21 protein-coding genes are annotated in these 21779 nt (G+C 63.3%); 13 read left to right on the plus strand and 8 right to left on the minus strand.

All coding sequences use genetic code 11. The annotated features are described in order from the left end of the window. Window positions 1-138: 138 nt before the first annotated feature. The 3 genes from holA to leuS form a co-directional block, all read right to left on the minus strand. Window positions 139-1179, minus strand: a complete 1041-nt coding sequence (gene holA / locus GGR30_RS05540) for a DNA polymerase III subunit delta (RefSeq protein ID WP_183483343.1) — start codon at window positions 1177-1179, stop codon at window positions 139-141. 100 nt (window positions 1180-1279) lie between these two features. After that, window positions 1280-1825, minus strand: a complete 546-nt coding sequence (locus GGR30_RS05545; RefSeq protein ID WP_246413579.1) for a hypothetical protein — start codon at window positions 1823-1825, stop codon at window positions 1280-1282. Beyond that, window positions 1818-4448: a leucine--tRNA ligase gene (gene leuS / locus GGR30_RS05550; RefSeq protein WP_183483347.1), complete on the minus strand. Its 2631-nt coding sequence runs from the start codon at window positions 4446-4448 to the stop codon at window positions 1818-1820. The genes GGR30_RS05545 and leuS overlap by 8 nt, the downstream gene beginning before the upstream one ends. Window positions 4449-4622: 174 nt before the next feature. On the opposite strand from leuS, the gene GGR30_RS05555 reads away from it, so the two are divergent. Then, window positions 4623-5294, plus strand: coding sequence for a YggS family pyridoxal phosphate-dependent enzyme (locus GGR30_RS05555; RefSeq protein ID WP_183483349.1), 672 nt, complete (start codon window positions 4623-4625; stop codon window positions 5292-5294). Between the two features lie 50 nt (window positions 5295-5344). Here the strand turns inward: GGR30_RS05555 and GGR30_RS05560 are convergent, their stop codons facing one another. After that, window positions 5345-6238, minus strand: coding sequence for an SDR family oxidoreductase (locus tag GGR30_RS05560; RefSeq protein WP_183483351.1), 894 nt, complete (start codon window positions 6236-6238; stop codon window positions 5345-5347). 107 nt (window positions 6239-6345) lie between these two features. On the opposite strand from GGR30_RS05560, the gene GGR30_RS05565 reads away from it, so the two are divergent. Further along, a complete protein-coding gene (locus GGR30_RS05565; protein WP_183483353.1) occupies window positions 6346-7263 on the plus strand; it encodes an AraC family transcriptional regulator in 918 nt (305 codons plus the stop codon). A 74-nt stretch (window positions 7264-7337) separates the two neighbouring features. Here the strand turns inward: GGR30_RS05565 and GGR30_RS05570 are convergent, their stop codons facing one another. Both GGR30_RS05570 and GGR30_RS05575 read right to left on the minus strand, forming a co-directional pair. After that, a complete protein-coding gene (locus GGR30_RS05570; RefSeq protein WP_183483355.1) occupies window positions 7338-8096 on the minus strand; it encodes an SDR family NAD(P)-dependent oxidoreductase in 759 nt (252 codons plus the stop codon). Between the two features lie 2 nt (window positions 8097-8098). Then, window positions 8099-9964, minus strand: coding sequence for a feruloyl-CoA synthase (locus GGR30_RS05575; RefSeq protein WP_183483357.1), 1866 nt, complete (start codon window positions 9962-9964; stop codon window positions 8099-8101). Window positions 9965-10150: 186 nt separating this feature from the next. Between GGR30_RS05575 and GGR30_RS05580 the strand changes: the two genes are divergently transcribed. From GGR30_RS05580 to GGR30_RS05605, 6 genes are all read left to right on the plus strand, one after another. Next, entirely contained in the window at window positions 10151-10945 is a 795-nt protein-coding gene (locus GGR30_RS05580) for a crotonase/enoyl-CoA hydratase family protein (RefSeq protein ID WP_343066471.1), read from the plus strand. 1 nt (window position 10946) lies between these two features. Next, the gene (locus GGR30_RS05585) at window positions 10947-11429 is read left to right on the plus strand and encodes a MarR family winged helix-turn-helix transcriptional regulator (RefSeq protein WP_183483361.1); all 483 of its coding nucleotides are present in this window, start codon (window positions 10947-10949) and stop codon (window positions 11427-11429) included. Beyond that, window positions 11426-12301: an amidohydrolase family protein gene (locus GGR30_RS05590; protein ID WP_183483363.1), complete on the plus strand. Its 876-nt coding sequence runs from the start codon at window positions 11426-11428 to the stop codon at window positions 12299-12301. The genes GGR30_RS05585 and GGR30_RS05590 overlap by 4 nt, the downstream gene beginning before the upstream one ends. Window positions 12302-12346: 45 nt before the next feature. Continuing rightward, window positions 12347-13441, plus strand: coding sequence for a C4-dicarboxylate TRAP transporter substrate-binding protein (locus GGR30_RS05595; RefSeq protein ID WP_183483365.1), 1095 nt, complete (start codon window positions 12347-12349; stop codon window positions 13439-13441). Between the two features lie 94 nt (window positions 13442-13535). Next, window positions 13536-14042, plus strand: a complete 507-nt coding sequence (locus tag GGR30_RS05600) for a TRAP transporter small permease (protein WP_183483367.1) — start codon at window positions 13536-13538, stop codon at window positions 14040-14042. Continuing rightward, window positions 14039-15343, plus strand: coding sequence for a TRAP transporter large permease (locus tag GGR30_RS05605; protein WP_183483369.1), 1305 nt, complete (start codon window positions 14039-14041; stop codon window positions 15341-15343). Before GGR30_RS05600 ends, GGR30_RS05605 begins: the two co-directional genes overlap by 4 nt. A gap of 8 nt (window positions 15344-15351) precedes the next feature. Here GGR30_RS05605 and pcaQ read toward each other — a convergent pair whose 3' ends face one another. Then, window positions 15352-16284 carry a pca operon transcription factor PcaQ gene (gene pcaQ, locus GGR30_RS05610; protein WP_183483371.1) on the minus strand — a complete coding sequence of 311 codons (933 nt, stop codon included), beginning with the start codon at window positions 16282-16284 and terminating at the stop codon, window positions 15352-15354. A gap of 84 nt (window positions 16285-16368) precedes the next feature. On the opposite strand from pcaQ, the gene pcaDC reads away from it, so the two are divergent. From pcaDC to GGR30_RS05630, 4 genes are all read left to right on the plus strand, one after another. Next, window positions 16369-17538: a bifunctional 3-oxoadipate enol-lactonase/4-carboxymuconolactone decarboxylase PcaDC gene (gene pcaDC, locus GGR30_RS05615; protein ID WP_183483373.1), complete on the plus strand. Its 1170-nt coding sequence runs from the start codon at window positions 16369-16371 to the stop codon at window positions 17536-17538. Beyond that, entirely contained in the window at window positions 17531-18259 is a 729-nt protein-coding gene (gene pcaH, locus GGR30_RS05620) for a protocatechuate 3,4-dioxygenase subunit beta (protein WP_183483375.1), read from the plus strand. Before pcaDC ends, pcaH begins: the two co-directional genes overlap by 8 nt. A gap of 1 nt (window position 18260) precedes the next feature. After that, window positions 18261-18860 carry a protocatechuate 3,4-dioxygenase subunit alpha gene (gene pcaG / locus GGR30_RS05625; protein ID WP_183483377.1) on the plus strand — a complete coding sequence of 200 codons (600 nt, stop codon included), beginning with the start codon at window positions 18261-18263 and terminating at the stop codon, window positions 18858-18860. Window positions 18861-19332: 472 nt separating this feature from the next. Beyond that, on the plus strand, window positions 19333-20385 hold the full coding sequence (locus GGR30_RS05630; protein WP_183483379.1) for a 3-carboxy-cis,cis-muconate cycloisomerase: 1053 nt from the start codon (window positions 19333-19335) through the stop codon (window positions 20383-20385). Between the two features lie 21 nt (window positions 20386-20406). Here GGR30_RS05630 and GGR30_RS05635 read toward each other — a convergent pair whose 3' ends face one another. Then, on the minus strand, window positions 20407-20904 hold the full coding sequence (locus GGR30_RS05635; RefSeq protein ID WP_183483381.1) for an MmcB family DNA repair protein: 498 nt from the start codon (window positions 20902-20904) through the stop codon (window positions 20407-20409). Window positions 20905-21071: 167 nt separating this feature from the next. Between GGR30_RS05635 and GGR30_RS05640 the strand changes: the two genes are divergently transcribed. Continuing rightward, a complete protein-coding gene (locus tag GGR30_RS05640) occupies window positions 21072-21716 on the plus strand; it encodes a L,D-transpeptidase (RefSeq protein ID WP_183483383.1) in 645 nt (214 codons plus the stop codon). Window positions 21717-21779 lie beyond the last annotated feature (63 nt).

Genomic DNA, 21779 nt, shown 5'->3' on the forward strand with positions numbered 1-21779 from the left:
TAGGAGGTTGTCCGGATCCGGTCCGCGCGAAAAAGTCTTGAGATAGGGACGCAAACGTCACGAACGCGAACCGGGCTTGTCGGCCCGTGGCAAGCTCACCCTCATGAGTTTCCGGCTTTCCTCAAGACGTTGCGGCGGCTATCCGGCGCGACGGTTCGAACGAAGGGTGAGCGCCAGAAGGGTCTGCATGGCGATGCTTTCCTCAAGAGCGGGATAGCGTCGTGTGTTCAAAACGGCATCCGACAGCATTTTAAGCGCGCGCCGGGTGGAATTGCCGTTCCAGGCCGAAAGCGCCTTTTCGAAGATTGGCTTACGGCGGAAGAATATCTGTCGGCCGTGGCTCTGCATCACCTGGCTCGCAGGCGTTCTTTTGCTCTCCATCTCGGCGCGCATCTGGTCCAGCAGATGGAATTGGCGGATACAGCCGTTGAGGATCAGGAAAATCGGCGTCTTGGACTGTGAAATCTTGGTCATGGCGTGGCGCAAAGCTGAAACGTCGCCCGAAAGAACGGCATCCACGGCATCATCGGCTGAGATCGCGCTGGCGTCGCCGATCACGGCCGCCACGTCTTCTTCGTTGATCATGTCGAGGCCGCGGCCGTAAAGCGCAAGCTTTTCGATTTCGTTGCGTGTCGCAAGCCGGTCGCCGCCGATCATCGAGACGAGGAGTTGCCGGGCCTGCGGGGTGATCCGCAGTTCGGCCTCGCCAAGCGTCTGGTCGATGAGCGCATTGAGGGCCCGTGCGTCGTCCGCATAGCAGGGAATGGCCGCAATCCGGCGCGAGGTCTCGGCGGCCTTGCGCATGGCCGTGCCCTTGCGCAGTTCTCCGGCCTCGATGATCAGATAGGCGCTTTCGGGCGGGTTTTCGGAAAGCGTATTGAGCGCACTGGTCAGCGCCTTGTCATTGCCGCCGGCCCGGACCCACACAAGCCGTGAGCCGCCGAAGAGCCCGATCGCGTTCACCTCGTCGACGATGCGCCCGGCATCGCCTTCAACATCGCCGATATCGAGCTTCATGACGGAGAAAGGGTCGTCAAGAGGCACGCCCGACGCCTTGGCGATCAGGCCGGCGCGTTCGCTGACAAGGCCGCGATCGGGGCCGTAGACCAGGAAAAGACGGTAGTGCGAAGCATCCTGTCGAAGGAATTCATCAAATTTGTAAGACTTGATTTCCGTCATCGTTCAGGCTGTTCCGATCGAATCTGCAAATGTTTTCAAGCTATTGCAACACAAAAGTCAAACTCTGCCGATTCGCCGCCCGCCAGATCGGCCTTTGATCCTATTCGGTCGGCGCTTCGGGCAGGTCGAGCGGCGGCTCCTTGTTGAGGGCGATCGCGAGATCGGCATTGATGATCTCTGCAACTTCCTTGGAGGCGCGCTGCTCGGCGTCGCGAATGGCCCTCAGCTTGGCAAATTCCTGCGAGGGAAAATCGAGCAGCGCGGTTGCCTGCCGGCGACCGCTCGCAATAAGCTTGCTGTCTTCGCGCCTCCGCAGGGCAAAATCTGCTGTCACGATCGTGCGTCCGGCGCTAGCGGTATCGGAACTGTCGTCCTGCAGGAGTTCGGAGGTCACGGCGAAGGCTGAGAGGTCGACGTCATATTTCGCATTGATGCTCTCGCCCGCGCCGCCGCTCGTCAGGAAGATCAGCTCGTTGCGGACGTATTGGGCCACAGGCGTCGTCGGCACGGAAAAGGCAAGCTCGTGCATTTTCGCGTTCAGGGCGGTGCCCTCCGCGCCGCCATAAAGCGGGCGCACCTGGCACGAGGCAAGCGTGGCGACAGCGGTGAGCGAAAGGGCAAGCGCTCTCAAGCGTGATTTAGACAACAACATTCACGATCCTCTGCGGCACGACGATGATCTTGCGCGGCTCCTTGCCGTCCAGCGCACGGACAATGGCTTCAAGCTCGAGCACCGCTGCCTTAATGCTCTCCTGATCGGCATCGCGCGCAACCGTCAATTCGGCGCGCTTCTTGCCATTGACCTGGACCGGCAGCATCACCTCATTATCGGCGGTCAGGGCCTCGTCATGCTTCGGCCAGGCCGCCATGGCGATCATACCCTTGGCGCCGAGCGCCTGCCAGCATTCTTCGGCCAGATGCGGCATCATCGGTGCAAAACAATGGGTGAGGAACAGGCTTGCCTGTTTCAGCGCGCCCTTCAATTCACCATCGGCCTTGTCGACCTCCGAGAGCGGCTGCGCCAGAACGTTCACAAGCTCGTAGATGCGGGCAATCGCCTTGTTGAAGGCGAGACCGTCGAGGTCGGCGGCAACGGCCTTCAGCGTCTTGTGCGCGGCGCGCGAGATTTCCAGCGCCTTGCCGTCGCTGCCGGCCTTTGCCTCAATCCCGGCAAGGGCAGGGGCCGCCTCGGAAATGAGCCGCCAGATACGCTGCACGAAGCGGAACGTGCCTTGGACCCCCGCCTCGGTCCAGACCACGTCGCGGTCGGGCGGACTATCGGACAACACGAAAAAGCGAGCCGTATCAGCGCCATAGGTCGCCAGAATATCATCGGGGTCGATGACGTTCTTCTTCGACTTCGACATCTTCTCGATCGCGCCGATCGCAACCTCTTCGCCGGTCTCGGTCAGGACCGCCTTGCGGGCGCCGTCCGTTTCCTCGATCGTCACGTCGCTCGGCGAAACCCAGCGGCCGGATGTGCCGCTGCCGCCGAGGCGGTAGGTCTCGTGCACCACCATGCCCTGGGTGAACAGGCCCTTGAACGGCTCGTCATGGTTCACATGGCCGGTGGCCTTCATGGCGCGCGTGAAGAAGCGCGAATAGAGCAGGTGCAGGATCGCGTGCTCGATACCGCCGATATACTGGTCGACCGGCAGCCAGCGGTCGGCAATCGCCGGGTCCGTCGGCGCGTCTTCGTGAGGTGCGGTAAAGCGGGTGTAATACCAGCTCGAATCGACGAATGTGTCCATCGTGTCCGTCTCGCGCCGCGCATCCTTGCCGCATTGCGGACAGGCGACATGGCGCCAGGTGGCGTGACGGTCGAGCGGATTGCCGGGCTTTTCGAAATCGATGTCGTCGGGCAGTTTCACAGGCAGGTCGGATTTCGGAACCGGCACAACGCCGCAATCATCGCAATGGATGACCGGGATCGGGCAGCCCCAGTAGCGCTGACGGGAAATGCCCCAGTCGCGCAGGCGGAAATTGACCTTGCGTTCGCCGCGCGGGGTTCCGCGCACGACATCGGCTTCAAGCTTCAGCGCGATCGCCTCGAAGGCCTCGTCCGTGCTCATGCCGTCGAGGAAGCGCGAATTGATCATCACGCCGTCATCGGTGTAAGCCTCGTCGCCGATCTCGAAAGTGGCGGCATCGCCATCCTTCGGCATCACCACGGCGGTCACCGGCAGTCCGTATTTGCGGGCAAAGTCCAGGTCGCGCTGGTCGCCGGAGGGGCAGCCGAAGATCGCGCCCGTGCCGTAATCCATCAGCACGAAATTGGCGACGTAGACGGGCAGTTCCCAATTCTCGTCAAAGGGATGGCGCACGCGGATGCCGGTGTCGACGCCCTTCTTTTCCGCCGTCTCCAGCGCTGCCAGAGAGGTGCCGGCCCGGCGCGTTTCCTCGCAGAAGGCGGCGACCTTGTCATCGTGCTTGGCGGCTTCCTTCGCCAGCGGATGGTCGGCGGAAATCGCCATGAAGGACGCGCCGAAGATCGTGTCCGGGCGGGTGGTGTAGACCGTCAGTTCCTCGTGGTTGCCGGCCTTCTCCGCGCCGTCGGAGATGTCCCAGCGCACCATCATGCCTTCGGAACGGCCGATCCAGTTCTTCTGCATCAGCCGCACTTTTTCGGGCCAGCCGTCCAGCGTGTCGAGCGCGTCGAGCAGGTCCTGGGCAAAATCGGTGATCTTGAAGAACCACTGGGTGAGCTCGCGCTGTTCCACAAGCGCGCCGGAACGCCAGCCGCGCCCCTCGATCACCTGTTCATTGGCCAGAACGGTCATGTCGACCGGGTCCCAGTTCACCTTCGATTGCTTGCGGTAGACAAGGCCCTTTTCCAGCATGTCGATGAAGAGATGCTGCTGGCGCTGGTAGTATTCGACATCGCAGGTGGCGAATTCACGGGTCCAGTCGAGCGACAGGCCCATGGATTTCAGCTGGTTGCGCATCGTGGCAATGTTCTCATAGGTCCAGTCCTTGGGGTGGACCTTGTTCTGCATTGCCGCATTTTCCGCCGGCATGCCGAAAGCGTCCCAGCCCATGGGATGGAGAACATTGTAGCCGCGCGCGCGCTTGTAGCGGGCCACCACGTCGCCCATTGCGTAGTTGCGGACATGGCCGATGTGAATGCGTCCCGAGGGATAGGGAAACATTTCAAGCACGTAGTAGGTCTCGCGCGGGTCGGCATTGTCGGTGACGAAGACATTGTCCTCGTTCCACTTCTTCTGCCAGTTCGGTTCGACTTTGCGCGGGTTGTAACGTTCAGAGGCCATATCGGTGCTACTCGGTCATTTTCTTGGTGATTTTGGCGGTGAGCTTCATCATGAAAGCGCCCCAGCGTCAAGTTAAACGGGCCGATTTGGCGGTATGGGAAAGCGGCATGGACCCGTTGCGGCGGCCCTTGCATTTGCCATAAGGTGCGGCGGCGGAAAAAGGAGTTGAAACCGATGGGTGTTGCCGAAAATCTCAAGGACGTGCGCGCAAGGATCCTCGCCGCCGAGCACGAGGCCGAACGGCCCGAAAACGCGGTGACGCTGGTGGCCGTTTCCAAGACCCACGAGGCCGATATGATCCGCGAGGCGATTGCGGCGGGGCAGCGTGTTTTCGGCGAAAACCGCGTTCAGGAAGCGCAGAAAAAGTTTCCGGCGCTGAAGGAAGAGACGCCGGATCTCGAACTGCGCCTCATCGGGCCGCTGCAGTCCAACAAGGCGGAAGACGCCGTGACGCTCTTCGATGTGATCGAAAGCGTCGATCGCGAGAAGATCGCACGCGCGCTTGCCAAGGAAATCAGGAAGCAGGGCAGGGCGCCAAGACTTTACGTGCAGGTCAATACCGGTAACGAACCGCAGAAGACTGGCATCGATCCGCGTGAGACGGAAAGCTTTCTCGATCTTTGCCGCGACGAGCTTGGGCTTGAGATCGAAGGGCTGATGTGCATCCCGCCGGCGGGCGAGAATCCGGGCCCGCATTTCGCTCTGCTTGCCGATCTCGCCAAGGAGAACAACGTGCCGAAGCTCTCCATGGGCATGTCCGGCGATTACGAGATCGCGGTCGCCTTCGGCGCCACCAGCGTACGCGTCGGCTCCGCGATCTTCGGCGAACGGGATTATCCGGCCTGAGGCAAAGCGAAAACACCGGTCGCCAACAGGTGATGACGACCGGGCTAAGTTCAGCTTTCGAAGTAATAGCGTTCCGAAAGGTCCTCGAGCAGGGTCTTGTGAGCCGGTTCCCAGCCAAGCTTCCTTCTTGTCCACTCGCTCGAGGCGCGACTCTCCAACCTGGCGAAGTGGGAAAACCAGCCGTAATAGGCTTGCGCCTCATCGGGCGCGATCGCCCTCACCGGAAGGCCAAGACCCCTGCCGATCGCCGCGGCAATGTCCTGCATGGCGATCCCTTCCTCGGCGGCGGCATGGAAACGGTCGCCGGCTGCGCCTTTCTCAAGCGCCAGGCGAAAGACGCGGGCCGCGTCGAAGCGATGCACTGCCGGCCAGATGGCGGCAACGCCTTCCACATAGGCCGCAAACCCCTGTTCACGGGCGATGTTGATCAGGATCGGCATGAAGCCCTTGTCGCCCTTGCCGTGGGTGGTCGGCGGCAGGCGCACGATCATGGCGCGCACGTCCATGTCGAGCGTCGAGAATGCTGCCTGTTCCGATGCGCGGGGATAGCGCTCGGAAACGGCGGGGGCGGCGAACTGCTCTGTCAGCAATCCGTCCGTGGTCGGGATGGCCGCACCGGCGGTGACGACAAGCGGCTTGCCGCTGCCGGCAAGCGCCTTGCCCATGGCCTCGATGGCGCGGGCATCCTGGGCGCAGTTCTCCGCAAACCGGCTGAAGTCATGGTTGAAAGCGGTGTGAATAGTGCCGTCTGCCGACGCCGCCTCCGCTTTGAGAAGATCGAGATCGTCGAGGCTGCCGAGGACTGCCCTTGCGCCGGCAGCCTCCACGGCGGCGGCGGACTCTTCGGAACGGGCAAGGCCCGCGACCGTGTGGCCGGCGTCCACCAGTTCCTTTACCGTCACGCTGCCCACCCAGCCGGATGCGCCGGTTACGAAAACACGCATGATGCAAACTCCCATTGTCTGTTGATCTCGGGGGAAGCTAGACGCGACTTTCCGGACAATCTATGTTGGAAAATCTGAAAATCCTGTCCAATCGTCCGGAAGATGCCATGGATCCGCTCACAGATGTGCTTTCCTTGATGCGCCCGCAGAACCACATGTCCGCAGGCTTCAGGGCCGGTGGGCCCTGGGCGATCGCCTTTCCGGCCGTTTCCGGCACGATCAAATGCGGCGCGGTGGTGTGTGGCGGATGCTGGCTTTCAGTGGAGGACGGCGGGCGTCCGGTTTGCCTGGGGGCAGGCGAGGGCTTCGTCCTGCCGCAGGGGCGGCCCTTCCGGCTGGCAAGCGATCTCGATCTCGATCCGGTTCCAGCCGCTGCGGTGTTTCCGACGGCGCGGCGCGGCGGGATTGCTGAGCATGGACAAGGCGAGGACTGTTTTCTGGTTTCCAGTCGTTTCGTTCTGGAAGGGCCGAACGCCGATTTCCTGCTCTCCCTGCTGCCTCCGCTCATTCATATCGGCAATGGAGCGGAATGGCAGTCCCTGCGCTGGTCGGTGGAGCGCATGATGGCGGAACTCGGCGACGAACGTCCGGGCAGCGAACTGATCATCCGGCAGCTCGCGCACATGATATTGGTTCAGGCCTTAAGGGCATATCTCGAGACGGAAAAAGGAAACGCCGGCGGCTGGCTGGCCGCGCTTTCCGACCGGCAGATCGGCGCGGCGATCCGCGCCATCCATGCCGATCCCGGTCGCCGTTTCACGATCGCCGATCTGGCCTCGGTCGCCGGCATGTCGCGTTCGACCTTCGCCCTGCGGTTCAAGGAGAAGGTCGGTCAGGCACCGATGGAATATCTGACTGCCTGGCGGATGATCCTTGCCGCGGAACGCATGCAGTCATCGAACGCCCCGCTTTCGGCCATTGCCGCCGATCTCGGCTACGAGTCGGAGAGCGCTTTTTCGAAGGCCTTCCGCCGGGTCATGGCCGTCCCGCCGCGCCAGTTTGTTCGCATGGCGGCAACGGTATAGGGGCAGGCCGGCCTCTCCGGCCCGCTCCTGGTCAAACGGGGCAGTGTTTCACGTGAAAACAGGTCGTCTTGCCCTCACTTCGGCGTCAGCCGGTTTGCACCGTCGAGGCGGATCACCTCGCCGTTGAGATAGTCATTTTCGACCGCGAATATCGCCGCATGGGCGAACTCCGCCGGATCGCCGAGGCGGGCGGGGAAGGGGATCGTCGCGGCGATCGATGTCTGCGCTTCCTCCGGCAGGTTATAGAGCAGCGGGGTCAGGAACACGCCGGGCGCCAGCGTGTTGACCCGAACGCCGAAACGGGCGAATTCGCGCGCCAGCGGCAGGGTCATCGAGACGATGCCGCCCTTGGAGGCTGCATAGGCCGCCTGGCCGATCTGCCCTTCGAAAGCGGCGATCGAGGCGGTGTTGACGATCACGCCGCGGCTCTCGCCAAGCTTTTCTGCAAGCGACATGCGGTGGGCCGAAAGCCTGACCACATTGAACGTGCCCATCAGGTTGACCCTGATCGTGCGCTCGAAATCGGCGAGCGGCAGCGGCCCGTCGCGGCCGACCGCGCGTCCCGCCGTGCCGATGCCGGCGCAGCTCACCGCGATCCTGACCGTGCCATGGGCCGCCTCGGCCGCATCAAGCGCCGCCGTGACGTCATCTTCACTGGACACATCGCCGACGGCCGCAAGCCCACCGATCTCGGCGGCGACCTTCTCGGCCGCATCGCCGTTCATGTCCAGCACCGTTACCCTGGCGCCTTTTTCCGCAAGCGCGCGCGCGGTTGCCGCGCCGAGCCCCGAACCCGCACCGGTCACCAGTGCGGCCATGCCTTCTATCTTCATTGTCAGCCCGCCTTTCTGCCGTGCGGCTTGCCCGCGATGATCACCTCGGGTCCGCCCGCATAAAGGGCCTCGACCAGGTCCACCCGGTTGGTGAGCACCGCCCGCTGGTTGACCGAGCCCTTGTCGGTCACCTCGCCCTTGTCCATGCGAAGCGGCGCGGTCAGAAGCATGGCGCGGGCGATCCGGTTAGAGGAACCGGTGGCGTGTCCGGCAAACTCCGTCAGAAGATCGCCCAGCCGGGCAAGCACGGCTGGATGCGCATAGAGCGTTGCATCATCCATCTCGCTTCCGCCCTCGACCAACCGCTCGATTGCCGGGCGGAAGGGCACCAGAAGGGCGCCGAGTTCGAACTGGTCCTCTCCGGCGATCACGGCGTCGCGCACGAGGCCACCCATGGCGTCGATGAGCTTTGCCCGCATGGCTCCGACAGCGACCCAGGTGCCGGTCTGGAGCTTGAAGTTTTCCGCCGTACGCCCGTCGAACAGATAGCCGCGCGCCGGATCGCCGGGAACGGCGGGGCGCAGCGCGTCACCCATATTGTAGAAGCCTTCCTCATCGAAGGCCTTTGCCGTCAGGTCCGGTCGGCGCCAGTAGCCGGGGGTGACGTTCGGACCCTTGAAGCGCACCTCCATCTTGCCGCCGACAGGCACCAGTTTCATGGTCACCTCGCGCGCCGGAACGCCGCAATTGCCGGGCTCCTCCTGCGGTTCGGTGCAGAACATGGCAAACGGGCCGGTTTCGGTGGAGCCGAGGCCCGAGCCCATCAGCGTCTGCGCGCCGGTGGAGCGTTCGGAAAGCGCATTGAGGTGATGCCAGGTGTGGCTCGCCATGCCCGCGCCGGCATACATGATCATCTTCAGATTGCGGAAGAAGCTGTCGCGCAGGACCTCGTCCGTTTCCATCGCCTCGCACAGCACCTCGTAGCCTGCCGGCACGTTGAAATACCAGGTCGGTGAAATCTCGCGCAGATTGCGGATCGTCTCGGCCATGCCCTTCGGCGTCGGCTTGCCGGCATCGATGTAATAGGTGCCGCCATTATAGAGCGCGATGTTGAAGACCTTGTTGCCGCTGGCGACATGGTTCCACGGCGCCCAGTCGACCAGGACGGGCGGCTCGTCGCCGAGGAAACGGTAGCAATCGAGCACCTGCGCCATGTTGGCGCACATCATCCGCTGCGTCTGGATCACGGCTTTCGGCGTGCCGGTGGTGCCGGAGGTAAACAGGAATTTCGCGATCGTATCCGGCCCTGTTGCGGCAAAGGCCTCGTCAGCCGCCGATGAAGGCTCGGTCGCGATCACGTCATCCCAGGCGAAATGATCACGGTCGGGAACACCGCCGCCCGCCAGAATGAGCGGCACGGCGGGATCGATGACTTCGGTGATCGCGGCGGCGAAGCGGTCCGCTTCTTTCGCGAAGATCGCGCCGGGCGTCACCTCGCCGGCAATATCCTTCAGTTTTGCGCGTCCCTCGGGGATCAACGAATAGGCCGGCGCCACGGCGGCCGAGGGCACGCCGACATATTGGGCGGAAAGCGCGATGACGGCATGTTCGAGCGAATTTTCCGACAGGATCATCAACGGGCGCTCGGGCGAGAGGTCATGGGCAAGCAGGAAGGTGCCGACGCTCCGCATCAACGCGCGCAGCCGGCCAAAGGTGATCGTCCGCCATGCGCCGTTGTCGTCCCGCTCGGCCATCCACACGCGCTCCGGCGCGGTTTCGGCCCAGTGCAGGATGCGGTCGCCGAGGCGGGCGGGATAGGGATCCAGCTTGTCCTCCTGCCAGATGATCTGGCTGCCGTCCGCGCGCTCCTCCACCCGGATGCGCGGCTCCCATACCCGCACCGGACGTATCTTCTCCATGCCTGTCATGGAACCTCCTCCAATTCTCCGCTTTCCCGGCACGGCCGGGCGTGCGAAATCCCTCTGTCTTCGTCGGCGTTCGTCCTCGGTCGTCCTCCGCGACGATTTCACCATATACTGTTTGTGTGTATATTGTTTACAAGGAAATTATTTTCTCGTATAGAGAAAACTGGAATGTTCGAAAGGAAGCATGCTGTGAACGAGGCAGAAGAGGCGGCGCTGATAACCTACGAGATGCGGGGCGATGTCGCGCTTGTCGGGCTTAATCGTCCGGAAAAACGCAATGCGATCAGCGACCGTTTCGTCGAAGCCCTGGCCGACGCGGTAGAGCGGGCGCGCCGCGAGGCAAAAGCCGGCGTGATCTTCGGCAATGGCAAACACTTCTGCGCCGGGCTGGATCTTTCCGAACATGTCAAGAAATCGGCCTTTGAGGGCGTCGAGGGGTCGCGGCGCTGGCATGAAGTCTTCGGCCGGATCGAATTCGGCCCCATTCCCTGGTTCTGCGCGCTGCACGGCGCCGTCGTCGGCGGCGGCCTGGAGCTTGCCTCCGCCGCTCAGGTGCGGGTTGCCGACGAGACCACCTTCTTCGCCCTGCCGGAGGGCCAGCGCGGCATCTTCGTCGGCGGCGGCGGCTCGGTGCGCACCGCGCGGCTGATGGGCGTGGCGCGGATGACGGACATGATGCTGACGGGCCGCTCGATCGATGCCGATACCGGCGAGCGCTGGAACCTCGCGCAATATGTGGTTCCCGCCGGAAAATCGGTCGAGAAGGCGCTGGAGCTTGCCGCCCGGGCGGCGACCAATGCCGACCTTTCCAACTACGCCGTCATCAACGTCCTGCCGCGCATGCCCGAGATGAGCCGCGACGATGGTCTTCTGATGGAAAGCTTCATCTCGTCCTTCACCGCCACCTCGCCCGAGGCCGAGGAACGGCTGATCGCCTTCCTCGAAAAGCGCGCCGCCAAGGTGGCAGCGCCCGGTGGGCGCTGATATGGGTCAGGAACCGCGTCTTTCCCCGCAATTGACCGAGGATGTCGATCTTGGCGAGCTCAACAATTCGCTCGGCTTTCTGCTGCGCGTGGCGCAGGTGCGCGTCTACGACCAGTTCTATGAGCGTTTCGGCGCCGACGACCTGCGCCCGGGCGAGTTTTCCATGCTCTGGCTCATGCATCTCAACCCCGGCATCAAGCAGGGCATCCTGGCGCAGACGCTGAGGATCAAGCCGGCACACATGACCAAGACGGTTCGCCGTTTCGAGGACCAGGGCCTGATCGAGCGGGAAATCCCCGATCACGACCGCCGCTCCGTGCTGTTGAAGCTGACCGCAAAGGGCGAAGACTTTGTCGCCGCCAACAAGCGCAATTTCTTCGGAGAGAACGCCTATAACAGCCACGGGCTGAGCGCGGAGGAGGAGGCGATGCTTGCGCATCTGCTCAAGCGCTATGCCGGGCTGGAGGCGAAGGAGATCCCATGAATTTCGACGATCTGATCGCCTTTGACGTCCACGTCCATGCCGAGGAGCCCTGCTGCACCCATCGCGATGACGGCTATATGGAATTCCAGGCCGGCATGGTGAAGTATTTCAGGAATCCGGCTGGGCGCGACGGCATGCTGCCGACGGTGGAGGAGACCGCCGCCTATTTTCGCGAGCGCAAGATCGGCTGCATCATCTTTCCCGTCGATGCCGAGCGCGAGACCGGCTTTCGCCGCTATTCCAACCATGAAGTGGCCGAGATCGCGGCGAGGAACAGCGACATCATGGTGCCGTTTGCCTCCATCGATCCGGCCAAGGGCAAGCTCGGCATCCGCGAGGCGCGAAACCTGATGCGCGACCACGGCGTGCGCGGCTTCAAGTTCCACCCGACCTATCAGGGCTTTTATCCCAATGACCGGTCGGCCTACGGGCTTTACGAGGTGATCGAGGAAGAAGGCGGCATCGCGCTGTTTCACACCGGCCAGACCGGCGTCGGCTCCGGCATGCATGGCGGCATGGGCATGCGGCTGAAATATTCCAATCCCATGTATCTCGACGACGTGGCGGTGGATTTTCCCGACCTGAAGATCATCGCCGCGCATCCTTCCTTCCCCTGGCAGGAAGAGGCGCTCGCCGTCGCCCAGCACAAACCCAATGTCTATATCGACCTTTCCGGCTGGAGCCCGAAATATTTCCCGCCGATCCTGGTGAAATACGCCAATTCGCTGCTGAAGCACAAACTGCTGTTCGGCTCCGACTGGCCCGCCATCACGCCGGATCGCTGGCTCGCCGATTTCGAGCATATAGACATCAAGGACGAGGTTCGCCCGCTGCTTCTGAAGGAGAATGCGAGGAAGCTTCTGGCGATGTGACTACCTGACGAAACACAGCATTCGGATTTTTTGGGAGGAGAATTCATGAATCGCATTGAGAAACTCGCTGCATTGGCGGCCGTCGCGATGATGGCTGTCGGAACCGCTGCTTCGGCGCGCGAGCTGCGCCTGGCCCCTGCCGGCCCGCCGGCGCACCCGGCCTATTACATGTATGAGCATTTCGCCGACAATGTCGCCGAAAACTCCGGCGGCGCCATCACCGGCCTGATCCTCGGGCCGGAAGTCGTGTCCCTGCCGCAGATGAAGGATGCGCTGCAGACCGGGCTGGTGGATGTCGGCAACGTTCTGCCGCTCTATTTCCCGGCGGACATGGAAGTCACCGGCATTGCCGGCGATCTGGCTTTGATCGGCCGCAATCCGCATGCCATGGCCATGGCGATGACCGAATACGGCATGACCTGTGAGCCCTGCCAGGAAGAGTTCAAGAAGCTCGGCATGGTCTTCCTCGGCGCCGGCTCGTCCAACGTCTACAATTTGATCACGACCAAGCCCGTGCGCAATGCCGATGACCTGAAGGGCATGCGGCTTCGCACCGGCGGCGCGCCCTATTCGCGCTGGGCCGAGCATTTCGGCGCAACACCGGTCAATATCGGCGTCGGCGACACCTTCGAGGCGATGAGCCAGGGCACGATCGACGGCACCATGGCATCGACCGTCGACCTGTTGTCGTTCCGGCTGATCGATATCGCCAAGGACGTCACCATCGTCCCGATCGGCACCTATCACGTGACCTCGAACTTCACCGCCGGGCTCAACACCTGGCGCGCGCTCTCCACAAAGGAACGCGAGGAGATTGGCATGGCCGCCGCCCGCGCCAATTTCGACCTTACCGACCGCTGGGCTTTCCAGCTGCCGTCGGCGGCGAAAGAGGCCCTGGCAAAGACCGATATCGAGGTGATCGAGCCGGACCCGGCCTTCCTGGCGGAATCGGAAGCCTTCGCCGCCCAGGACGTGAAGGACCGCACCGCGCTTTCGGGCGAGGAAGCCGCCTACTTCACCGAGCTGGTGGAAAAATGGACTGCGGTCGTCGATGAAGTCGGCAATGATCCCGACGCTCTCGCCAAGCGGATGATCGACGATGTCTGGAGCAAGATCGATTTCTCGACCTACGGCATGTGATGCCTGAACTGGAGCGCGGCGGTCGCAATGGCCGTCGCGCTTCGTGGACGATGATGTTCTTCGTCGACCTTCTTACCCGCTCTGGAGCCTTCTGATGACCGCACTCGTTCGGCTCGCCGCCGTGGTCGCGCGTATCCTGGCATTCATCGGCGCCGCAGGCGTCGTCTTGATGATGGTCCATATCAGCCTGGATGTCGCGCTGCGCAACCTGTTCCGTATCTCGATCCCCGTCACCACGGAAATGGTCGCGCGCTATTACATGGTCGCCACCGCCTTCCTGCCGCTGTCCTGGCTCGAACTGCGCCGCGAGATGGTGTCTGTCGAACTCTTCGATTTCGCGCTGACCCGCCCCGTCCGCCGCGTCTCCGATGCGCTGGTCTGCCTTCTGTCGGCGATCGTCTATGCAAGCCTTGCCTGGACCACCTGGAATTCGGCGCTCTCCAATTTCCGTTCCGGCACCTATGTGGAGCTTGCCACGATGAAGATGCCTGTCTGGCACAGCTACTTCCTGCCGTCGCTCGGCTTTGGCATCGCGGCGCTGACCTGCCTGCTTCTGACCTTCCAGGATCTCCATCCCGCCGCATCGGAGGAAACCGCATGAACCCCGAGGTCGGATTTGTCGGCATTGGCGTCCTGATCGTCCTGCTTCTCCTGCGCGTGCCGGTGGCCATGGCGCTGATCGCCGTCTCCTTCGGCGGCATCACCGCGCTTCTCGGGGTCACGCCGGCCTTCGGCATCCTGTCGAACACGCCCTATTCCTTTGTCGCCAGCTGGACCATGTCGGCGGTGCCGATGTTCCTGCTGATGGGCTTCGTCGCCTTTCATTCCGGGCTGACGGGCGGGCTTTTCGCCGCCGCCAAGGTGGTGCTGCGGCGTCTGCCGGGCGGTCTCGCCGTCTCGTCCATCTTCGCCTGTTCCGGCTTTGCCGCCGTTTCCGGCTCGTCGCTTGCCTGCGCTGCGGCCATGGGCCGGATCGCCATTCCGGAAATGGTCGCTGCCGGCTATCGTCCCTCGATCGCGGCCGGATCGATCGCCGCCGGCGGCACGATCGGCGCGCTGATCCCGCCCTCGATCCTGATGATCATCTACGGCGTCTTCGCCGAGACCTCGGTCACCCAGGTCTTCATCGGCGGCATCGGCATCGGCGTCGTTACCGCCATCGGCTACTGCCTCGTCATCATCGGCATCAGCCTCGTCCGTCCCGATCTCGTGCCGGCCCGCGACACATCGCCGGTCAGTGAGGAGGGCCGCGCCGCAATTTTGCAGGTGATCCCGATCACGGTGCTTGTGCTCCTGATCTTCGGCGGCATGTTCTCCGGGCTCTTCACGGCAACGGAGGCCGGCGCGGTCGGCGCGCTTGGCACCATATTGCTTGCGGCCGTCACCGGTCGACTGACGAGGTGGAACATCACCCATTCGCTGATCGATACCGTGACGTCCACCGGCGCGCTGTTCATCATCGGCGTCGGGGCAGCGATGTTCACCCGCTTTCTTGGCATATCCGGCCTGTCGCATTTCCTCTCGTCCTTCGTCGCCGGCGCAGATCTCGGCTATTTCAAACTGATGCTGATCATCGTGCTGATCTATCTGGCGCTCGGCACCTTCATGGAGCCCTTCGGCGCCATGCTGACGACGCTGCCGATCTTCCTGCCGATCCTGCGCGCGGAAGGCATCAGCCTCGTCTGGTTCGGCGTCGTCGTGGTGAAGATGCTGGAAATCGGCATGATCACGCCGCCGGTCGGCATGAATGTCTTCGTCATCAAGAATGTGGCGGGCAAATATGTCACGATCGCGCAGGTCTTCGCCGGCGTTCTGCCCTTCATCATCATGGACCTGTTCGTGATCGCGCTGGTGATCGCCGTGCCCTCGGTGGTGATGTTCCTGCCGGATCTTCTGAGGTGAGTGTCCTGTTATGCCGGGCCGGCCGGGCGGAAAAGGCCGTTTCCGGCGGCCTGTTCCAGCGCTGCGACGAACAGGCGCTGCTCGGCCGTCGGCGTGACGTTCGTACGCATCGAAACGCCGACGGGGCCGCCGAGCAGGTCGTCATCGATGGCCAGCGTCGCCAGCGTGCCGTTTTCAAGTTCGTCGCGCACCACGCCCTCGGAGATGAACCAGACCGTATCGGAATCGAGCACGACACGCCGCCCGAAGGCGAGCGCCACGCTCTCGAAGGCGGGTTCCGGCTGGGCGAGGCCAAGCGCGTGGAGATAGGCCGTGACCAGCGGCGCGATCACCGCGCCCGGCGGCGGCAGCATCAGCGGGTGGCTGCGGAGGGCTTCGGCATCCGGGGCAAGGCCGTCGAGCGGATGGCCGCGACGCACGACGGCAACGATCCGCTCCGAATAGAGCTGGCGGAAGGAAAGCCCCTCCATCAGCGTGGCCGAGGCCATGCGGCCGACGACCATGTCGAGCGCGCCTTCTCTCAACTGGGAAAGCAGCAGCCAGTTGGGCCCGGTGGTCACCCGCAGCATGCATTGCGGCGCGTTCTGGCGAAGATGAAGCGCTGCGCGCGGGACAAGCGCGGTCGAGGCCGTTGGCAGAGCGCCGACGATCAGGCGGGTGCGCGGCGGCCGGCCCTCGCGCACAAGGTCCTGGGCACGGATGAGGTCCACCAGCGCCTGGCCGCCATATTGCTGGAAGGTCTTGCCCGCCTGCGTCAGCGTCAGCCGGCGGCCGGAGCGGTCGAACAGTTCGACCTGCAGGATCTCCTCCAGTTCGCGGATGGTTTTCGAGACGGCGGGCTGGCTGACATGAAGCGCGCTCGCGGCCCCGCTCAGCGAGCCGCGTCGGGCGGTTTCGAGAAAAGAGCGCAGGTGGCGCATGCGCAGGCGAGGATCAAGCAAGGTTAACCTATAGGTTATGATACTTTCCCTTAAATATAATTTTTTGTGCGTTCTGGCTATGGCAAAACAGGCTGGGAGGAACGCATGATCATTCAAGCAGATGGCAGCGCGCTGCATGTGCGCCAGGACGGGCCGGAAAACGGCCGCGCGATCCTGTTTATCAACTCGCTGGGCACCGATCTTAGGGTCTGGGACCGGCTCCTGCCGCACCTGCCGAAGGGGCTTCGGCTCGTGCGCTATGACAAGCGTGGTCACGGGCTCTCCGGCCTCGGACCCGCCGGTGCCGGCCTTTCCATCGAAACCCTGGCCGACGACGCGATTGCCATTTGCGAGGCTCTGAAGCTTGAGGATGTGACGCTGGTCGGGCTTTCGATCGGCGGTCTGATTGCGCAGGCTGTGGCGCTGAAGCGGCCCGACCTTGCGCGCGCGATGGTGCTGATGGATACGGCGATGCGCATCGGCACCGCCGAAATGTGGGGCGAGCGCATCGCAGCGCTTGAGGCGGGCGGCATTGCCGCGATCTCCGATGCCGTTCTCGCCCGCTGGTTCGCGCCGGAGTTTCTGGCCTCATCCGAGGCGGCGATGTGGCGGGCCATGCTCGAACGCACCCCGCTCGAAGGCTACATCGCCTGCTGCAGGGCGCTGGCCGGCGCGGACTATACGGGCCGCGCGGCGGAGGTGAAATGCCCGGTGCTGGCGCTTTGTGGCGCGCTTGATGGTTCGACGCCGCCCGATCTGGTGCGCGCGACAGCCGAAGCCTATGGCGCGCCGTTTCACCTGATCGACAACGCCGGACATCTGCCGCCCGTCGAACAGCCGGAAGCCGTTGCGGACCTTCTCTCGGCGTTTCTGAAAGATACGGACGAGGGCGGCGGGCGCTACGCGGCCGGCATGCGGGTTCGCCGCTCGGTCCTGGGCGATGCCCATGTCGATCGCGCCGAGGCCGCCAAGACGAAGCTCGACGACGCCTTCCAGACGCTGATCACCGAAAGCGCCTGGGGCACGGTCTGGGCCTCGGACGCGATCAGCCGGCGGGAGCGCTCGATGCTGACGCTGGCGCTTCTCGCCGCGACCGGCAATTTCGATGAAATCCCGATGCATATCCGCGCGACGGCCCGCACCGGCGCCAGCCGGCAGGACGTGGTGGAAGCCTTCCAGCATGTCGCCATCTATGCCGGCGTTCCGCGCGCCAACCATGCCTTGAAACTCGCAAAGGCAGCCTTTGCCGAAATGGAGGAAAATGACGATGACTGATCTGGGACCACTGATCCCGCGAAACCGGATGGTTCATCCCCCGGCCTATACGCCGGGCTACAAGACCTCGGTTGCCCGCTCGCCGAGCCTGCCGCTTCTGTCACTGGAAAGCGGCCCATCGGAAGAGACCGGGCCGATGTTCGGCCACAACCAGCTCGGCGCGCTGGACAACAACCTGATCCTCAACTGGACGAAGGGCGAGGCGCCGGCCGTCGGCGAGCGCATCCTGGTCTATGGCCGCATCATGGACGAGCGCGGCAAGCCGGTGCCGGAAACGCTGATCGAGATCTGGCAGGCGAACGCCGGCGGGCGCTACCGCCACAAGAAGGATACGTATTTTGCCCCGCTCGACCCGAATTTCGGCGGCTGCGGACGCACGATCACCGATGCTGATGGCAATTACCAGTTCCTCACCATCCGGCCCGGCGCCTATCCCTGGCCCAATGGCGGCAATGACTGGCGGCCGATGCATATCCACGTCTCGGTCTACGGCCACAGTTTCGGCCAGCGGCTGATCACCCAGATGTATTTCGAGGGCGATCCTCTGATCCCGCTCTGTCCGATTGCCAACACCGTGCGAAAGCGCGGCGATCTCGACGGCCTCGTCGCGCCACTCGACATGAACATGTCGCGCCCGCATGACTTCCTGGCCTACAAGTTCGACATCGTGCTGCGCGGCCGCCGCCAGACCATGTTCGAGAACAAGATGGAGGGGATGTGATATGGTCCAGAAACTTCAAAACCTGCAGGAAACCGCATCCCAGACCGCCGGTCCCTACGTCCATATCGGCCTGATGCCGACCTATGCCGGCAATCCGGGCTCCTACGAGCAGGAGATCGGCGTCAGCCCCATTTCGGAAGGGGCAAAGGGCGAGATCATCGAGATCCGCGGCCAGGTGATCGACGGTACGGGCAATGCGATCCGCGACGCCATGCTGGAAAGCTGGCAGCCGGACGCCGCCGGCATCTTCCCCGGCCAGCCGGGCGCCGATCCGGCCGTTTCGGGGCTTTGCCGCTTCGCTGCCGACGCCGACAGCGGCGAGTTCGTGCTGAAAACGGTCAAGCCCGGCGCCTTCAAGGGCAGGGGCGGCTCGCACAACGCGCCGCATATCTCGCTGTGGATCGTCGCGCGCGGCATCAATATCGGGCTCAACACCCGCATCTATTTCGAGGATGAGGACAATGCCGATGACCGCATCCTCAAGGCCGTCGAACTGAAGCACCGGGTGCCGACGCTGATCGCGAAGAAAACCGGAGACGGGCAATACCGCTTCGACGTTCGCCTGCAGGGCGACGCTGAAACGGTGTTTCTGGATATCTGACGGGTAGCAAACCTCGCTGCCACCAATCTCACCCTTGAGGGCAGGGCTCTCGCATATAGCTTTGACCCATAGCCCTCAAGGCTTCTCTCCCCGGCGGGGAGAGATGTCGCGACAGCGACAGTGAGGAGGAACGTATCCACGCGGGACACTCTCACGAACGGAAATGCTGCTTCACCCTCACTGCCCCTTTCGGGGCATCTCTCCCGCAGGCGGGAGAGAGAGTAGATGGAGCAAGACCCAAGGCCATCTGCGAAAGCCCTTCCTCAAAGGTTTAGATCGGACAAGCGCGGTTGGCTTTCGACGGGCTAGCGCATCGGCCCGAAATTCGGGATCGATTTTCGGAAAGCACGATGCGTAGATTCAATAGGTTAGAGCGTCCTTTGTGCGTCCGAATGGACGCACGGCGCTCTAGCAGGCATTCTTTCCGAGTCAATCAGATAGAAGTGGCCCGGTTTTTCAAGGAGCACCACGCGTGAGCATATCGGCATTCGATCATCCTTGGCTCGGCGGCTATTTCGGCGATCCGGAAACCGTCGCGATCTGGTCGCCGGAACGGCAGTTGCGCCACATGCTGGCCTTCGAGGCGGCCTGGAGCCGGGCGCTGGGCGCATGCGGGCTCTGTGATGCGGCAGAGGCAGAGAAGGCGGCTAAGGCAATCGAAAGCGCCGAAATCGCGCCCGAGGCATTGCGGGCAGGCATGGCCGCAGACGGCGTGCCGGTGCCGGCGCTTCTTGCTCTTCTGCGCAAGAGCGTGCCCGATGCCGCCCTGCACAAGGGCGCAACGTCGCAGGATGTGGTCGACACCGCGCTTGCCATGACCTTGCGGGAGACGACGGCGCTGTTTCTCGACCGTCTGGCAGAGCTCGACGCAGCCTTGCAGGCGCTTGAGCGCACCTTTGGCGATGAGAAGCTCATGGGCCGCACGCGCATGCAGGCGGCGGCCGAAATCAGGGCGCGCGAGCGGATTTCCACATGGCGGCTGCCGCTCCCAGACCATGCCGATCGGCTGAGAGCCCTTGGGCCGCGCGTCGAAAAGGTTCAGATCGGGGGGGCTGCCGGCGACCGTGCGGCGCTTGGCGAAAAGGCGGACGCCATGGTCGCCTCCGTCGCCGCGCAACTTGGCCTTCGCCCCACCGGCAAAGCCTGGCACGCCATGCGCGAGGGCATTGCCGATTATGCCTCGATACTGTCGCTGATTTCCGGAACGGCCGGCAAGATGGGCCAGGACGCGGCGTTGATGGCCCAGCAGGGCATTGACGAGATCGGCCTTTCCGGCGGCGGCGGGTCTTCCGCCATGCCGCACAAGAACAATCCGGTCCTGGCCGAACTCCTGGTGACGCTTGCCCGGTTCAACGCGGTGCAGGTGTCCGGCCTGCATCACGCGCTCATCCATGAACAGGAGCGCTCGGGCGCTGCCTGGAGCCTCGAATGGATGATCCTGCCGCAGATGGCGCTTGCAACCGGCCGCTCGCTTGCGGCAGCGCTTGAACTTTGCGGCAAGGTGGAGCGGATCGGGAAGGGGTGAGGGCCGCTGCGTCGTGCCGCCTCAAAAGGAAACGCCCTCCGCCTCCAGCCGTTCCAGAACCAGTTCGGCAGAGGTCAGCCGCTCGGCGGCATTGCGGGCAAAGGCGAGGGTCAGAAGCTTGCGTCGCGCCGGGGCGAGCTTGTGTTCGGGCGCGGGACGGATGATTTCCGCACCGTAGCGGTCGGCGAGCAGCAGGCCGCAATCCTCCGGGAAGATGTCCAGCGGGACCCCCGAATGGGTGGCGAAGAACAGCCGGTCGCAATAGACCCGATAGTCCGGCCATTTGTTGTCGACGCGAAAATCCTCGACCGAGGACTTGATCTCGATGATCCAGATCTCGCCTTTCTCGGTCAGGCAGATGAGGTCGGCGCGACGGCCGTTCCTGAGCGTCATCTCGCTGATTGCGGCGTTGCGCATGTGCTTCATCAGATGCTGGACGCCGCGGCGAACCATGAGCGCCCGCTCGGACTGTCGGCCGTCGGCCGTCGGGTTCTTGGCGTGAAGATCGACGATCGCCATGGAACTTCCTTTCAATCGGTGCATTTTCACAACAGCGCGGAGCCGGCATGCGGTCATTTACATGGCTTCCCACCACTTGCGCTTGTCATGCAATAAAATGTTAACCATAAGCTTTTATCAGCTAACTATTATCACTTTTCGCTCCAATCGTCGCCACGAGTCAGCCCATGCACATCAGAACGCTTCTTCTTGCACTCTCATTTACCGGTCTGCTTGCCGTTACCGGCTGCACCACGACCGACGGCATGTCCTCGGGCAAAATGGCGCCGATTTCGGCCTATGCCGCCATCAATGACGAGGGTATCGACCTGCCGCGCGTGCCGATCGCGGAAGTCGATGACAAGTATCGCCGCCAGGTCGTTGACTACGAGACCGATGAAGCGCCGGGCACGATCGTCGTCGATACCAAGGAGCGCCTGCTTTATTACGTCGAAGAAGACGGCAAGGCCGTGCGCTACGGCATCGGCGTCGGCCGTGATGGTTTCCGCTGGTCCGGGAACGCCTATATCGGCCGCCGCGCCGAATGGCCGACATGGTATCCGCCGTCAGCCATGGTCAAGCGTCAGCCCGAGCTGAAGGAATTTGCCGGAGGCATGGAGCCCGGCATCATGAACCCGCTCGGCGCCCGCGCGCTCTATCTTTACCGCAACGGCAACGACACCATGTTCCGCATCCACGGCAACCCCAACTGGACCTCGATCGGCCAGGCGGTTTCCTCCGGCTGCATCCGCATGATCAACCAGGATATCATCGACCTCTATGCCCGCGTCGATCCCGACAAGCGCACCAAGGTTGTCGTGCTTCCGGGCTGAGTATAGTCACGAGACTTGAAGACAAAGGCGGTCCCGAGGGCCGCCTTTTTCGTTTCCCGCCCG

The sequence above is a fragment of the Martelella radicis genome, from assembly GCF_014196625.1.
Lineage (GTDB): Bacteria > Pseudomonadota > Alphaproteobacteria > Rhizobiales > Rhizobiaceae > Martelella > Martelella radicis.